The sequence below is a fragment of the Bacillus sp. CR71 genome (assembly GCF_003429245.1).
GTDB lineage: Bacteria > Bacillota > Bacilli > Bacillales > Bacillaceae_G > Bacillus_A > Bacillus_A thuringiensis_S.
Window position 1 is genome coordinate 3,379,210 of record NZ_CP031748.1, and the last position, 16,387, is coordinate 3,395,596.

Here is a 16,387-nt window from a genome sequence, read left to right on the forward strand (position 1 = left end):
TAAACTTGCCCCTTAGAAAAAAGAAACAATCTCGCCTAAAATTGACTTTGCATAAGCTTAGCTTGATAGCGATGTGGCGGTACCCCATTGCCATCAACCTAAGATTTTGAGATACCCCCCATAACGAAATTCCTATATTTTCACAGTTATTTATGAGAATTCAGCTCATTTTTTCGTTTTGGGGAACAATCAATTTCTTAAGTTGATGGGTATGTGATAATGCTTCCATTTGAACAAATTTTCCTTTTCCATACCGATCACACATCTTTTGTAGAGTAATAGTATCAGCATATCCCAGTTTAAGAGGTTACTTACAAAATATTTTAAATTTTTTCGCGAGAATCCTCCGAAATGTAATACGGACTTTAAATATTTTCATTTATAATTCTCTATTTGTCTATACTTTTCATACCGCTGTTGTATAAGCTCTTCCGAGGATAATAGTATCAATTTTTTTAGAGATGATTCGATTACAGATTCAATCATTTTTGCCTGTGATTTTATATCATTTTGTGCTCCACCTTTAATTTCAGGAATGATTTCATCAATAATTCCTAAATGTTTTAAATCTTTTGCTGAAATTTTCATATGTTCAGCAGCTTCTGGAGCATACTTAGCGTCCTTCCATAGGATAGATGCTGCTCCTTCTGGCGAAATTACCGAGTACCATGAATACTCTAACATATGGATATGGTTACCGACACTAATGCCAAGAGCTCCACCACTTGATGCCTCTCCAATTACAATACAAACAATTGGCACTTTAAGTGTAGTCATTTCAAATAGATTTCGAGCTATAGCTTCAGAAATTCCACGCTCTTCAGACCCTATCCCTGGATAGGCGCCTATTGTATCAATAAATGTAATAATAGGGCGATTAAATTTATCAGCTTGTTTCATAAGTCTTAGCGCTTTTCTATAACCTTCTGGATGTGCCATTCCAAAATTTCTTTCTATACTTTCCTTTGTATTTCTACCTCTTTGATGACCAATAACCGTAACGGGCACCCCTTTAAATTTTGCAATACCACCTATCATTGCTTTATCATCACTATATAATCGATCACCATGAAGTTCGAGAAAGTTTGTAAACAATAAAGGTATATAGTCCAATGTCGTGGGTCGGTTACGTAGCCTTGCAATTTGAACTCGTTGAAAAGGTGTAATATTAGAATAAATTTTATCTTGCATTTTATTTAAACGTTTTTCTAATTCATGAATTTCTGACGATAAATCTACATTATTTTCTTTCATAATTTTCTTTAATTCATCAAATTTCTCTTTTAATTCAATAATAGGACGTTCAAAATGCAAACTCATTTTATCCTCCAAATGTTATGACTTACCTCACTCTAATCAAAAGACTTAGAAATAGAATCAATAAATAATTCAAAACCATCCACAACTATTTTTTGTTCTGATTCTGACAAATTATTGAGAATACTTTGATAAAACGCAACGGATTGCTCTCTTAAGCAATTAACAGTTATGTGACCTTTTTCTGTGAGGTGCAGAAAAAGTTCTCTTCTATTTTTTTCATTTACTTCACGATAAATAAGCCCCTTTTTTACTAACTTATCTACCAATCTACTTACAGTTGAAGTCTCTAATCTAAGTTTATTGGATAGTTGCCAAACAGTTAGTTTTTCCACCTCTAGTTCCTCTAACGCCATCATTTGAGAAGTCGGTAAAGGTTTTTCAAATGGTCCATTGGGCAAATTTTGAGATTCAAAAACCCCAGTTATTATAATCATTTTCTTAATATCTGTTCTTAGTTTTAAGGCATCTTCTCTTTTCAAATAGGTCACCCTCCTACAACTAATGTATCATACATTAATTGCATTATACATGAATATGTTTTTTCACAAGCTTAACGTAAGCCAATATTACAACATGGACGAGATATTTCTTCTTGTTAAAATGGTATAAGTGGATTGTTTTCTACAAATGGCAGAACATCAATTATGTATCAGGGGCCTTTATGAGGTACCGCTCATCGCAATCAAGCTAAGAAAATAAAACTACCCCAAAAACAAAATTTTGTGATAACTTGTAACAAAAAACTCATAATTTTGGAGGGGGGAATTCTAAATTCTTAAGTTGATGGGCATGTGGTAGCACCACATCGTCATCAAGCTAAAATTTTATAGCACCCCCAGAACGAAATTTTGTACTATCTTGTAACAAAATGCTCATTTTTTCGTTTTGAGGTATTTGCGTTTCTTAGTCTGATAGTGATGGGGTGGGCCCCCACACAGTACGATTTTATTTCAAAGACACAACGATCTTACTACAAACTTTTTATTTATCTCACACTCTCATCTGATAGTATTACTATTTTTTATTACTAATGTTGCCGTTTCACTCGGATGGCTAAGAGGAAAATGATGGCCATATGGAACAAAATCAACCTTACCAAGATGCGATGGAGCAGAATAACCTCTGTCATAATCCCCCCAAATAATGTGAAGATTATACTTTGTTACTTCATTGAAATCACCTTGATCGTTTTTCAGTAGTAAACTATTAAGCTGAACCGTAGTATTTAAAATTCTAGGAGAAGTAAAACTGTTACTTATTTTTTCGATATAATGTTCAGGGATGCTCTCCATACTTTCAAACAAACCATTACTTAATAAATAACGCCCTATCAAATTAGTAGTTACCAATTTTAATGTCCATTTGTTCATAAATTGGGGAACATTTAGCGATTTAGGATTTTTTTTAGCAATAGGCGGCTGAAGTAAAGTGATTGAATACTTCTTATCTATGTACTCTTGTACCAATGCTTCCAGAAGAATAAACGCACCGAATGAATGACCAATTAGATGTGCACCATTAGTAGCTTTCTCTAATAACTTTTTCACTACATTCAAATAGATATCTAGAAGATTTTTCTCTTGTTTAAAAGGAGAACGTCCCAAACCTGGAAGATCCAAGATCCATACAGGTTGACCAGTTTTTTCATGAAGCTCTTGTGCTAAAGGAAATAAATCCTCTCCATCACTCAATAAACCATGTAATAAAATAAACGGTTTCCCCTCTCCTTGTAATTGGTAAAGGGTAGTGTTATCACATAATGTTCGTTTAAATAAATGATTATGCTGGCCATTTTGATGCATCATTCGATAATCCAAATCAGCTACTACGGCAGGGAAAAATTTCATTACACTCGTCTTCTTAAACCAATCTCCTCCCATAATTTTTTTCGCTGAAACATTTGAAAATTTTCGTTTTGTAATAAAATTCAGTCCATCAGAAGGAATTTTTGTTATTTTACTTACCCCACTATTCATAATTGCTTTCATAAGTGGCATTGGGACAGAGATTTTTGGTGCCCTCATATTCATACTTTCCGACATAATACTTAATAATTCAGCAATGTTCTGATCGTGCTGTTTGTCTTCAACAAGTGTATATGTTTGAATAGTCGGTTGTTCCAATCTGAAAACCTGCACAATAAACTTCGCAAGCTCATCGTTTGAAATAAGTGGTAACCTATATCCCTTACCTCCAGGAATCACTGGCATGAGCCCTCTTCGCATACTCATCACAAGCAAACCTAATCCTGCTATCTGCTCTGTACTCCCTGTTTTACTACTACCGACTACAGTTGGCGGATTAATTACAGAAAGCGGATAACCTACTGCTGATGCCTGGTGACGGATATAAAGATCTGCTAAAAATTTTGTTCTCTCATATGGATTTTTCATTTTCAAATAATTGTTTCCTTCTTTAAACACATCAATTGCAATCTTGCTATTTTTATCATCAAAGGGACTCATATAACCTACAACATGAATAAATTGTTGTAAGCCCTTCAATTGATGAATGCTTTTAGCTAATTCACTAATGTGTTTGGCGCCATTTAAAAATACGGAAGCTGCCTCTTTACTTGTCGCTTGAATATCCATGGGGCCTCCTGCGTGAATAATCACATCCGTTTTCAATACCCTCTCCTTATCTTCAGCACTTAGACCTAAATCTATTTTCGTCAAATCACCTTCAATAAAGTGCAGAACTGCCTTTTTTAAGATGCCTCTTTCTTGAAAAATGCGTGTTGCTTTACTTTTCGATCTCACTAAAAGAAGAATTTTAACATCCTCTTTGGCTAATTCTTTTACTAATTGCTTTCCAATAAAGCCTGTTCCACCAGTTAAAAATACTGTTCTCATATAAAATCTCCTTTTTAGTACTATTCAGTACTAATTTGATGTAAAAAAAAAGCTTCTTTTATCGAAGCAATTTTAAAAAATGATCTGCTGTTTTCGTGATTACAGCTGCATCCTTCAATGTTTCTGAAATAAATAACGCTCCTTCAAGATTTGTAATAAAAAGTGATGCAACCTCATCAATATTAATCGTATTTCTGAATTCTCCATTCTCTACCCCTTGTTTAAGTAATAGAGAAACTTTCTTTTGTAATCCTGTAAAAAAAAGACCTATTTTTTCTTTTATTTGCGTGGCCTGTTTAGGACTTTGAATATAAAGAGTAATAAATGGACAGCTCCCCTTATACTCTCTCGACTGAACTCCTTGTGATAATTGCTTTAAAAACAGTTGGATACGATCTTCAACTAAAAATTGGTTCTGAGAAAGTACGTCATCAATTGCAGATTGATACATTTCAATCCAATAATCAACGACCCCTTCTAATAATACTTCCTTATTAGAAAAGTGATAATACACATTAGACTTTGAAACTTTGCTTACACGTACTAATTCATCCATACTTGTATAAGCAAACCCTTTTTCTAAAAATAATGTTGCAGCTACTTCAATCACACGTTTTTGATTCATTAATTTTACCTTTGTCATAACTAGAACTATATAGTACTAATTTAAATATTGCAAGTATTTATGTTAATTTTGAAAAAATTTTGATTAAAAAAGTTCCACTAACATTGATTTTACTGCAAAAAAATCTTAGCATCAGCGTTACGCAAAAAAGAAAGGGAGTGGATCCCCCCACTCCCTTTAACCATCTATCCTTGATTCCTCTGCACCTCTCTAAACTCTTCCTTCACCTTCTCTAACAGCCCTTCTTCCGTAATTAATCGATATGCTGTATGTGCTAGTGCTTTTGCCGATGCAATTAACGCTTTATCTCCAAGTTCTGAACGTGCTGCTTCTCTAAATTCATTCGTATGTGCAATTAAATCGTCTGAACCAATTTTAATGTACGGATGAATCGTCGGTATGACTTGACTAACATTTCCTGCGTCTGTTGAGCCGATGCCAAATCTTTCTTTCCGATTTACGTCTTCACCTTGTAATTCTAGCTCTTCGGCTACGACGTCATTAAATGTTTTTGTTACGAGTAGTTCATCGATTTCATTTTGGAATTGATGGATTTTCACTTTCGTACCTGTTGCTAATGCTGCTCCCTCTGCGATATTTCTTACTTTCTCTGTTACTTCCGCACATCTTTTTCTCGTTGTTGCACGGATGAAGAACCTTGCCGCGGCGTAGTCAGGGATAATGTTAGGTGCTTTTCCGCCTTCTGTAATAACGCCATGAATTTTCACGTCTGACGGAAGTTGTTGGCGAAGTGCGTTAATGCTGTTGTACAGCTGAATGACCGCATCTAATGCGTTAATTCCTTCTTCTGGTGAAGCTGCGGCGTGAGCTGTTTTTCCGTAAAAATGAAAATCAAGTGGATCGACTGCTAGTGAAGGGCTCGTTGTCGCTGTTTTTCCGCTCGGATGAATCATAAGTGCCGCATCAATGTCTTTAAATAAACCTGCCTTTACATAACTTGATTTCGCGCTACCATTTGGCCCGCCTTCTTCTGCTGGTGTACCAAACACGACAACTTCCCCGCCAATTTCTTCAAGCGTTTCTGATAATGCGATTGCTGCTGCAACGCTAATTGTGCCAATTAAATTGTGACCACACGCATGACCTAGTCCTGGTAAAGCGTCATACTCCGCTAAAAATGCAATGACTGGTCCTTGTTTTCCTGAACTTTTTCGCGCGATAAAACCTGTTTCATGTCCAGCTATATTGTGTTGCAGCTGAAATCCTGCACTACCTAGTAATAAGCTTAACGTTCTGGATGCGTAAAACTCTTGGTTTCCAATCTCCGGATTCGCATGAATATCATGACTTGTTTCTATGTACTTTTCCTTATTTCTTTCGATACTCTCTTCAATTGTTTTTCTTTGTGACGTTACTCCTGTCGCTCCCATTGTTCTTCCTCCTTTTATTTTCACGTAAAAAAGCCTCTTTCTAAAAGATAGAAAGAGGCTTCTGTATATACAATCAAAATGAGCTTCTTTCTTATCTTTCAAGTTACCTTGCTGGAATTGGCACAGTATTCATAACGAATCCGCTGCCGAGGTATCATAGGGCCAGTCCCTCCACCTCTCGTGATAAGAATTTTCATAAAATTATATTAAATTACATTCATTCTAAGTTCATTCCAAATAAAAGTCAAGGAATTCCTATCCGAATTTACCGAATATCTAAAAATCCTTTTAATACACCAATTGTTTCTGGCGCTTGCAGTCTGGCACATACGTACGGAAATTCTGTACTACCTTCAAACATCATTTGAGATGTAAGCGGTGCGCCTGCCCAGAAGATTTCATCATCAATTACGATAAACGGGAATGCTTTATTTTGTCTTTGTAACTTTACATTTTTCAGTGGAACTGGTCCATCACTATAAACTGTTATCTGTGCATTTGTACGCATTAACGCTTGCCATACTCGCTTATCCACTTGTTTTGTACTTGGAAGTGAAATAATAATTTTTCGTTTTGCGGCTAAAATATCTTTTAATAACCCTTTCGGCTCTTCAAGATTCATTTCCATAAACCAGCGTAAACGTTTCGAAATTTTCCGTTCCCACAATTGTCTTGATGTCGTGCGATCATACACATCTCCATGACGTTCTATATGAGCTGTTAATTGTGATAACGCTTGTTTTCTCGAAAGGTTTTTACGCATATAATGGCAATCTGATAATTGAATGAACTTCCCTCTCGCTCTTGTCACTGCTACATTGACGAGGCGATGGTTTTTGTGATCAAAGAATAATACGCCAGGTCGTTCTTGCGGATAACTGTCAACCGTATCAAAGATCATCATATCTCTTTCAGAACCTTGGAACTTATGAACTGTCGCCGCTAAAACTGGTATGTTTTGATATTTCGTTCTCTGCAACATTTCTCTAATACACGTTGATAAAAAGCGTGACTGCGCCCTGTAAGGTGTCACAACACCAATCGACTGAACACCGTCTAACAATCCGATTAACATCATTTGCATCGCTACTAAACCAGACATAATGTTAAAACGTGAACCAGAAGCCGCATCTTTTAACGAAAAAGCTCCCATTTGGCTCGTATCAAATAAAACACTCGCTTCATTTGCGAACGGCTGCAATTGCGCAAGTTCTTTACGCTCTGAAACAGACGGATGATCGTATACTCTATTTTTATAAATAAACGAATTCGTAAACTTCGATATATCCGCATGCATACGTCTTTGTTCCTGCAACATAAATAGGTTCGGATGTGCTTCTGATTTATTAACAGACTCAACAATCCCAGCATGGTAAAACATATCTTCCCCAAGCCATTTGCGAACAAGTTCATGGTTCGCCATCGCAATTGGAGGTAATTGTAAAAAGTCGCCACAAACAACGATACGTTTTCCAAGTGAAGCAGCTAATGCGATTTGCGGAACGAACGCCATACTCACTTCATCTACGACAACTAAATCAAATGTACGCTCATAAATTAGCGCATCAATTGCACATTTTGATAGAGTTGCACCAATTACTTTCGCATTTTCAATATATTCTTTTTCTACTTCTTTAATTTTCGCTTTTTGCTTTCGAAGATCACTTTCAATCTCTTGTATACGCTTCTTATCAGCAGAAGTCGCTTTATATGATAAAATCTTTTCACGAAGATCTTGTCGTGTTTCTTCTAAATAGAGTCTTTCTTCTCCCCAAGATCCGTTCGTCGTTTCAACTAGCTTCGACGTAAGTAATGTTTCATGATTTCGTATATGTTCATGTTGACTATAACCGTAACGAACAATTTCGCCAGGTGTCCATTTCTTTTTCTTCTCAATTTGTTTCGTTACTTCGCTCATTAATACGTCCACTGCCGCATTACTATGAGCTAACACAAGTACCGATTTTCCTTTTTGGTAATGAGCCGAAATAATACGTGATAAATTGTACGACTTCCCTGTTCCAGGCGGTCCCCATACGTACGTTGTCGGATTGTAAAACGAACGATATGCTAGTTCATTTTTCGGATTTTTCATCTTCTCAATATGCTTCGGACTGCTCGTCCCATCAACGAGACGCTTTATACGATTACGTTTTAGCTTATCTTTACGTGCTTCTTTCAATCGCTCTTGCAGTTGCTCTAAAAGTTGCCACGGTTCACTGTATAAAACCGCTTCTCTTATTTCACCTTGTATATAATCATTTAATTTCAATTCTATTTCTAATCCATGTACAGATAATACTTCTCCTGTCGCTTCCTCACCATCGAACTCAATTCGAATTGGTGAACCTTCAGGTAAACTTACTTCCGAAATAAGCTGAAATACATACACTGTATTCTCATAATCTGTATATAAAAAACGACCGTTCATGATAGAAATTTTACTACCACCTATCGTTTTCCAATGTTTAATTTCATATGCTAATGCATAATGCCACTCTTTCATCGTTTCCGATAATGAAGGAGTTTGAGTAGGTATATTCATCGTATAATCTCCTTCCTTCTCCCCAAACATACTTTCTCACTATAACATACAACACGCTTAAATTTGTAAGGTTTTTATCTTGCTTATTTTCTTAATTTTCAATAATATATTGTATATAATTTTCAGAAAGAAGGAATCTACATGCCAGTTAGAAGAATTGAACACGTAGGACTTATGGTTGCAAACTTAGAAACATCTATTACTTTTTATGAAAAAGTAGTTGGCTTACAGCTCATTAAGCGAATGGGACACCCAAACCCAGACTTAAAACTCGCTTTTTTAGGTGTAGAAGAATCGAAGGAAACGATACTTGAATTAATTGAAGGCTACAATTCTTCTCTTCCGGCAGAAGGAAAAGTACATCACATTTGCTTTAAGGTAGATTCATTAGAAGAAGAAATCACAAGACTAAAGAAACACACAGTAACCTTTTTACTAGGAGAAGAAGTCGAAACATTACCAGATGGAACACGTTACATATTCTTCGCTGGTCCTGATGGAGAGTGGATTGAGTTTTTTGAGACGGAGAGATAAAACAAACCTTTATTTTGCGGGATAGAAAAGGAGCCAGAATTACGGTCCTTGTTTTTAACCAGTAACAATGAAACATACCTCCAACCTAAGAATTTACCAAGATTAAAAATACAATCATTTTGTTAGGAGGAGAGAATGGGAAATACAGTCTTTATTATTGTTTTTTGGATAGTGATACTATTTCCAATCCTTTATGTAATCAAGATAAAGGATTGGAATATAAAAACAGCTGCCTTATTTGTTGGAAGGATTCTATTAAGTATTGTCTATTTTATAAATGGAATGGTATTAGGTCTGCAACGAAATTGGGTAGAACCTCCCTATGAAACAGAATGGGATTTCTTTGTAAAGTCTTTACTAAACGGAAAAACTGATGCACTTATACACTTGTTACTTCTAATTATTATCATTACTTTGGATCTATTCATTACATTTTATTATATCAATAAAAAGAAATAGGATATTCTCTCCTATTTCTTTTTTATGAGTAGCGCCATATCGTTATCAAACTAAGGTTTTATGTTGCCCCTAAACAATAATTTTTTACATTTTTACTCTGGAGATGTCAATTTTACTATATTTTGGGTATTTATTTTTACTAGCTTGATGGACATGGGGTTGATTTATTTTCTTAGGCTGATAGGCATGTGGTGCTATCCCATTGCTATTAAGCTAAGAATTTAATTGTAATAAGGTAATACTTAAGATACAAATAAAATATCTTTTCCATGTCGCACTGTTTTATTGAAGTCTATCCCGAGTTGTAGCTAGTTCAATGCGACTGTAAATTCGGAGTTCGGTGCGCCAGCAAATACAACCGTTCCATTCTCTGGTAGTTTCACTTTGTTATTATCACTAACGACGGTAAAATTGACGCATACTCCATTCTCATCATACACCGCGAATGAACTTCCTGATGGCAACTCCACATTCATCGTTTTCCCTGCTGCCTCTTGCGGGACCGTAAACCATTTCGCATGCCCATTTTTTTGCAATGTAACTTTTGATAATCGACCTGTATCAAGGGGTTTTACGTTAGATTCACTGACGTATAAAAAGCTGGACATCTCCATATATTCAGTACCATCCTCTGTATAGAAATGGGCTTCCTTTGTATCCCGCCCATTCATCACAGGAATTTGAATTTGATGCGTCGCCGTATTCGGACCTGTAATTTTTTTGCCGTCCCAATATCCATCCTTGATCGTAATTTGTGTGTTAAGAGGCATTAGTTGTCCTAGATAGTTCATAGAATTAAATTTTTCGTTAACGAGATAGAACTTGCCACCCTCGCGCTTCGCCCATGCAGCAGCTGTTTTCTTCGGTAACACATTGTTTTCTAATTTCTGGGCTAAATAGTGAGTCAGCACATTTTGCCCCAATCCCGGTGATAATTCATATGTGCTCTCTCTCAAATAAACTTTTCCATTCTTCTCTGTGACGAAGTTAAGCTTGGAAGTACCCTTCTCATTTATAAAGCTTCCATCCGCCGTATATACATATTTTTCTTCCGGTTTAGTTGGTAAAACCAGTTCTCCCTTCTTCGTAATTTCTATTTTGAAATGGCTATAGCTATTTCCATAAAATCCTGCTTTTTTTACCACGTCTTGAGGCACTTTAGCCTTGACGGGCTTTCCGAAGGATTTATCTGGCTTTATATCCTTAATTGTCCCTTTCTCTTTAAGCCTAGCTAGCAGTAATTTATTTGCCAACAGTTGATTTGTCATGCTGCTGCCGCCGGAGGACAATACAGCTGCTGCCATCTTCTGTTCTGGAAGCACGACCAATGTAGCATGTTGCAGTATCGTATCCCCACCCTTAGTCAACGCTTTTATCCCATATTCACTGAATGGGTATAGTTTTACACTATCCCAGCCAAGTCCATAGTTGAACACATTTCCGCTATCTCCCGGCCACATTCCTTTTTTATATTCTTCTTGTTCCATCGCCTTGACTGCTTTATTAGAGAGAATTTCTTTTCCCTGTCCCATAAATATTTGTGAGAATCGCACCACATCTTCTGCAGTAGAAGAGATTCCTCCCGTACCAATTAGATTCACCATTTCACTTGGTAGCTGTCCCTGGTATGTCGGAGAATACAGTCCAGCCCGCTTTTCGTCTTCCCATTTGTCTTGCGATGTTATCGTATGATTCAGTTTTAATGGCTCTGTAAACTTTTGATGTAGAAATTCAGTAAAACTCATACCGCTGACTCTTTCTACCAAGATCTCAGCCAGTGTAAAACCGTCATTACAGTATACTGAGAACGCACCAGGGTCTGCCTTCAAGTTTTGGTTGGACAATTGTTGCAATAATATATCATGGGCGTAAGCATCATTATCTTTAAATAAAAATGCATTATTGAACGTCGAACCTTGCAAACCCGAGGAGTGATTCAACAGCATACGCGGTGTAATACGCTTATATCGTTTATCTTTCATTTTAAAATCAGGAATATAGCGGGCAACAGGAGCATCCAAATCAACTTTTCCTTCGTCTACCAGTTTCATAACAGCCGCAGCTGTATATACTTTACTGGTTGAACCAATTCCGTATAGAGTATCTTTGGTTAGTGGCTCTTTCCCTTCTATGTCGTTCTTACCTGTCTGCCCCGACAAAATAAGTTTACCATTATCAATCAGCGCATACTGTACACTAGTCGTCTCATAGGACTTCGTGAGCAGTGCAGCGTTCTCTGCAGCAATCTTCTCCAAATCTTTGCTAGCAACTTCTTGGCTAGATACAACCGGAGTCTTACTGCTAGAAGACGCTATCGCTCCTGTTGGTAGACTCATCGTTAGAGCTAAGGTAGCGGCTAACACTCCAGATAATTTATTTTCCATAAGAAAAATTCCTCCTTAGATAAATGATCGATTTCATCTTTTATTTGTTCAATTACAAACATCACATAAACTACTATTCTGGCTTTATCCCTACTGTCTATATTCAACAAGTAAAATACTTTTAAAAAGACCAGTATTCTCGGCTCTACCCATACTGTTCAAATTGCCGTCAACATATGCCCCTCCAGCAAAAGTATCAAATCCTAGAATAACATCTGTATGTTCCCATATCGGGACACCGTTAGGAAATATAATTTCATAGATTCCTAGACCATATCCATTGATTCTTCCCTTTCCTGTAGGAACTGTAGTGAGTATTCTGTTCTTTCAGTAATTGCCACCAATAGAATGCTCTTATTACTAGTTTGTTTTTCGTATAAATGTATCCTATTTACCCTCCCTCTTTTACGCTTCTCTATATTTGTATCCTACACAATAAAAATTTCTTTTTTCTTATCCATTTCTTACAATTTCCTTACGTTCAAATCACTTCTATAATTAGATAGGTTTTATTTTAAAATCTCCAGGATAATAAGTGCATATATAATCCCACGATTTTATAGAAGATGGATTAATAACCTTTCATGCACATCTCTAATATTCCCTTAGATTCCACCCTCAACCTTTACCACAGTTCCAACTGGCATCAACACTTCTTCACATTCTTATAAGTGGAAGTCATTATTTCATATTCATCATTGTAAAAAGATAAAACGAGAACTGAAACACCCCCTAATATAATTGACGTTGTATGAGCTTTGATTGATAGCGACGGGGTACCGCCAGTATTTCGGAAAAAACCACACTAAGGGTATACAAGGTTTTATACAGTTTTTCAGTTAATCCAATAAGAGACAAGAACCCTAAAACCGCACCAGGATAGGAAAGTATAAAAAATGCATAGATCCATAAAACAAAAAAAAAGACGATTCCCTTGTAAAATTAGGGAACCGTCTTTTTCTTCGCTATCGATAACAAAAATCAAGTACGTAATATTTTATTTGTCGATATTTTTTCAATCTTCATTATCGATTTCTATTGTACCCGTTCTAGCACTAACCTTTAAAATATTTAACAAATTATCAGGTGTCTTGATTTCTACTTCATATTCAAATTTTGATTGTGCTAAGTTATCATCTTCTAATTCGAATTCTTTTTTCACATTAATAATTTCTCCATTTGTATGAGCTAAAGAAATTTCACGAACTTGTTTCTCTGTGTAGTTTTCATTCTTTTTTGCATAATTGTAACCCATACCATAATATCCACCAACAATAGCAATACCACTTACTAAAATAGCAATTACACTTATAATTATTTTCTTTTTATGCTTTAACATTTTCATCCACTCCTTAATGATTACTCCTCTATTCCAAATCTTGCTTCAAGCGCATTTTCTGCTTGCTCTAATTGATCTTCCAGTATATCGTGTTCTTTTTCTTGCGTTTGATATTGTTCAACAGTTATCGTTCCAGCGTGATAATCTGCTTCTAGCTGATTATCAGATAGATCTATCTTGTCATCCAATTGGTCAATTTCTTTTTTTGTTGCCAAGTACATATTTAAGTTATCTTCTTTTGCTCCAACTGGTTTCGTGTTATTTGCCTTTTCTACAATAGATGTGACTTCGTTTTTGAAATCTTGTGTTTGCTTCGTATCATTCGTAGCAGGCTCTGTTTTGTTTGGTTCTTGTTGTAGTTGAGCAACTTCTTTTTGTAATTTATCATTTTCCACTTTCAGTTGTTGCACTTCTGTATTGTTAACAGCTTGAGTAGAACAAGCTGTTAACAATACACAAGATATCGCTCCAATCAGCATCCATTTTCGCATTCTGTTTTCCTCCCTTTACATGTGCACCTTATCCTTGCCTTTATATTACTGAACAAACATTAAAGGAAGATTAATGTATAAAAAAATAAAGTGAAGACTTTTACGGGTAGCCCGACTTCCCCTAACTCCCTCGCATTCGCCGAATTTTGAAGGAGGAGTCTTACTGCCCGTTAATGCTGGATAAAATGATATAATTAAATCGTTTCTAATCTTGCTTTAATGTTTTGGAATTATAGTGATACATATTAATAAGAAGAAAAGGAGAATGTTAATGCGAGTTCTTATTGTCGAAGATGAACAAGACTTACAAAATATATTGGTAAAACGATTAAATGCAGAACATTATAGTGTCGATGCATGTGGGAATGGAGAAGATGCCTTGGATTATATAAACATGGCTACCTACGATTTGATTGTGCTTGACATTATGATTCCAGGAATAGATGGTTTACAAGTATTACAAAGATTACGCGCGGACAATAATACAACTCCTGTCTTGCTTCTTACAGCTAAAGATACAATTGATGATCGTGTAACAGGACTCGACTTAGGTGCGGATGATTATTTAGTAAAGCCGTTTGCTTTTGACGAACTGTTAGCAAGAATTCGAGTGTTAATGCGAAGAAAAACAGGAAATACATCTAATGTGTTTGAAATCGCTGACCTAGTGGTAGATTGCAATATGCATAAAGTAACACGAGGAGACCAAGTTATCACTCTTTCCAGTAAGGAATTTGCTATTTTAGAATATATGATTCGTAATAAAGAAGTTGTGCTGACACGAGATAAAATTGAGCAACATGTGTGGAATTACGACTATGAAGGTGGCTCGAATATTATTGATGTTTACGTCCGCTATCTTCGCAAAAAAATTGATAGCCAGTTTGAAACGAAGTTAATTCATACAGTACGAGGAACTGGTTACGTATTGCGAGTAGAATCATGAAAAGACTATCAATAAAAATGAGAGTAACCCTGTGGTATACGGGGCTAATTGTAATTATTATGGCACTCGTGTTAGCTTTTATTTTAACTTCTTCAGATAAAGTTTTGCTTTTTAATATGAAAGATCAATTAAAGAGCACAGTAAAAGAAAGCATGGAAGATATCAAATATAAGCATGGGCAGTTAAAGATTGACGATGATTTTGAAACCTTAGAAGATGGCGTAAATATTAGTATTTATAGTAAACAAGGTGAGCTGTTAGTAGGACATAGTCCAACAAGCTTTAATAAAAAGATATCGCTTAAATCCGATGAAATACAAACCATTAAAGACGGCAATAAAGAATGGATAGTATATGATTTTCTCCATAATGCAGGCGGCGATGAGCAAGTCTGGGTTCGTGGAATAATGACTATGAACCAATTATCCTCAACGATGAATACGCTTATCGTGGTAACAATCATCTCATTCCCATTACTTATTCTTATTGCGGCATTCGGAGGATATTTTATCACGCAAAGGGCGTTTCGACCTGTGCAACAAATGAGTGATTCAGCTAGTAAAATTGGTGATGGTAAAGACCTTTCGAAGAGAATTAATTTACAAGGTTCACCGAAAGACGAAATGTATCATTTAGCACAAACCTTTGACAAAATGTTTGAGCGATTGGAGACATCATTTGAAAGTGAAAAACAATTTACATCTGACGCATCTCATGAATTAAGAACACCAACATCTGTTATTATTTCACAATGCGAATACGCTTTATCGCAGAAGAATAATCCGAAAGAAATGGAAGAATCGTTAGAAGTAATTTTAAAGCAATCACGTAAAATATCCACTCTAATCTCACAACTTTTATTATTAGCAAGAGCTGACCAAGGAAACCATAATACTTTCCAATTTGAATGTATCAATATGAGTGAATTAACGGAAATCGTCGTAGAAGAGCTCTCATTAATGGTACAAGAGGCTTCGATTGATATAACAATTAATATAGAGAAAGACCTATTTATTAAAGCCGATCAAACATTGATGATGCGTTTATTAATGAATTTACTAACGAATGCGATTGCTTATAGTAAAGCGAGTGGAACTGTGAATATGCAACTATTCCGTGATGAAACCAACATAATAGGTAAAGTCTCTGATAATGGTATAGGCATCAGCGAGCAACATATTACTAAAATATGGGACCGCTTCTATCGAGTTGACGCAGCACGAACATCTTCAAACATCGGAAACACAGGTTTAGGATTGTCTATGGTAAAATGGATTGTCGAACTACACGGAGGAGAAATTACAGTTGAAAGTGAATTAGGAGAAGGCAGTACTTTTACATTTAAACTACCAATTGAAAAACAAGCATAATTTATGCGCATCTGTCGCTTCAAAATAAAGATTGATATTTAAAGGCTCTCTACAATCCTTATGTAAAAATAACTGACGCATTTTAAACATCATCGATTTTATCATTTTGGACAACCTATTCTGTTAAA

13 protein-coding genes and 1 riboswitch are annotated in these 16,387 nt (G+C 35.8%); of the genes, 4 read left to right on the forward strand and 9 right to left on the reverse strand.

Translation table 11 applies throughout. The features are described from left to right. Positions 1–375 precede the first annotated feature (375 nt). The 6 genes from DOS87_RS17045 to DOS87_RS17070 all read right to left on the reverse strand — a co-directional run bounded on the left by DOS87_RS17045 (position 376) and on the right by DOS87_RS17070 (position 8,766). On the reverse strand, positions 376–1,320 hold the full coding sequence (locus DOS87_RS17045) for an acetyl-CoA carboxylase carboxyltransferase subunit alpha (protein WP_098578214.1): 945 nt from the start codon (positions 1,318–1,320) through the stop codon (positions 376–378). 32 nt (positions 1,321–1,352) lie between these two features. Beyond that, a complete protein-coding gene (locus DOS87_RS17050; RefSeq protein ID WP_208730036.1) occupies positions 1,353–1,799 on the reverse strand; it encodes a MarR family winged helix-turn-helix transcriptional regulator in 447 nt (148 codons plus the stop codon). A 519-nt stretch (positions 1,800–2,318) separates the two neighbouring features. After that, entirely contained in the window at positions 2,319–4,175 is a 1,857-nt protein-coding gene (locus DOS87_RS17055) for an alpha/beta fold hydrolase (protein WP_017762863.1), read from the reverse strand. A 58-nt stretch (positions 4,176–4,233) separates the two neighbouring features. After that, on the reverse strand, positions 4,234–4,800 hold the full coding sequence (locus DOS87_RS17060) for a TetR/AcrR family transcriptional regulator (protein ID WP_017762864.1): 567 nt from the start codon (positions 4,798–4,800) through the stop codon (positions 4,234–4,236). A 185-nt stretch (positions 4,801–4,985) separates the two neighbouring features. Then, entirely contained in the window at positions 4,986–6,191 is a 1,206-nt protein-coding gene (locus DOS87_RS17065; RefSeq protein ID WP_098578212.1) for a M20 family metallopeptidase, read from the reverse strand. An 88-nt stretch (positions 6,192–6,279) separates the two neighbouring features. Further along, positions 6,280–6,381: riboswitch (SAM riboswitch) on the reverse strand. Positions 6,382–6,456: 75 nt separating this feature from the next. Beyond that, the gene (locus DOS87_RS17070; RefSeq protein WP_002162750.1) at positions 6,457–8,766 is read right to left on the reverse strand and encodes an AAA domain-containing protein; all 2,310 of its coding nucleotides are present in this window, start codon (positions 8,764–8,766) and stop codon (positions 6,457–6,459) included. Positions 8,767–8,877: 111 nt separating this feature from the next. Here DOS87_RS17070 and DOS87_RS17075 point away from each other — a divergent pair, with 111 nt between their 5' ends. Continuing rightward, a complete protein-coding gene (locus tag DOS87_RS17075; protein ID WP_001145295.1) occupies positions 8,878–9,270 on the forward strand; it encodes a VOC family protein in 393 nt (130 codons plus the stop codon). Between the two features lie 135 nt (positions 9,271–9,405). Further along, on the forward strand, positions 9,406–9,729 hold the full coding sequence (locus DOS87_RS17080; RefSeq protein ID WP_079245738.1) for a hypothetical protein: 324 nt from the start codon (positions 9,406–9,408) through the stop codon (positions 9,727–9,729). Between the two features lie 308 nt (positions 9,730–10,037). On the opposite strand, the gene DOS87_RS17085 is transcribed toward DOS87_RS17080, so the two are convergent. The 3 genes from DOS87_RS17085 to DOS87_RS17095 all read right to left on the reverse strand — a co-directional run bounded on the left by DOS87_RS17085 (position 10,038) and on the right by DOS87_RS17095 (position 13,943). Further along, positions 10,038–12,113 (reverse strand): serine hydrolase domain-containing protein, encoded by a 2,076-nt coding sequence (locus DOS87_RS17085; protein ID WP_000428443.1) that lies wholly within the window; start codon positions 12,111–12,113, stop codon positions 10,038–10,040. Positions 12,114–13,128: 1,015 nt separating this feature from the next. Beyond that, positions 13,129–13,452, reverse strand: coding sequence for a PepSY domain-containing protein (locus DOS87_RS17090; protein WP_000912129.1), 324 nt, complete (start codon positions 13,450–13,452; stop codon positions 13,129–13,131). 20 nt (positions 13,453–13,472) lie between these two features. Next, positions 13,473–13,943 (reverse strand): hypothetical protein, encoded by a 471-nt coding sequence (locus tag DOS87_RS17095; protein ID WP_001233663.1) that lies wholly within the window; start codon positions 13,941–13,943, stop codon positions 13,473–13,475. Positions 13,944–14,214: 271 nt separating this feature from the next. Here DOS87_RS17095 and DOS87_RS17100 point away from each other — a divergent pair, with 271 nt between their 5' ends. Both DOS87_RS17100 and DOS87_RS17105 read left to right on the forward strand, forming a co-directional pair. Then, a complete protein-coding gene (locus tag DOS87_RS17100; protein WP_001264526.1) occupies positions 14,215–14,889 on the forward strand; it encodes a response regulator transcription factor in 675 nt (224 codons plus the stop codon). Beyond that, entirely contained in the window at positions 14,886–16,259 is a 1,374-nt protein-coding gene (locus tag DOS87_RS17105; protein ID WP_000826690.1) for a sensor histidine kinase, read from the forward strand. The genes DOS87_RS17100 and DOS87_RS17105 overlap by 4 nt, the downstream gene beginning before the upstream one ends. Positions 16,260–16,387: the final 128 nt, after the last annotated feature.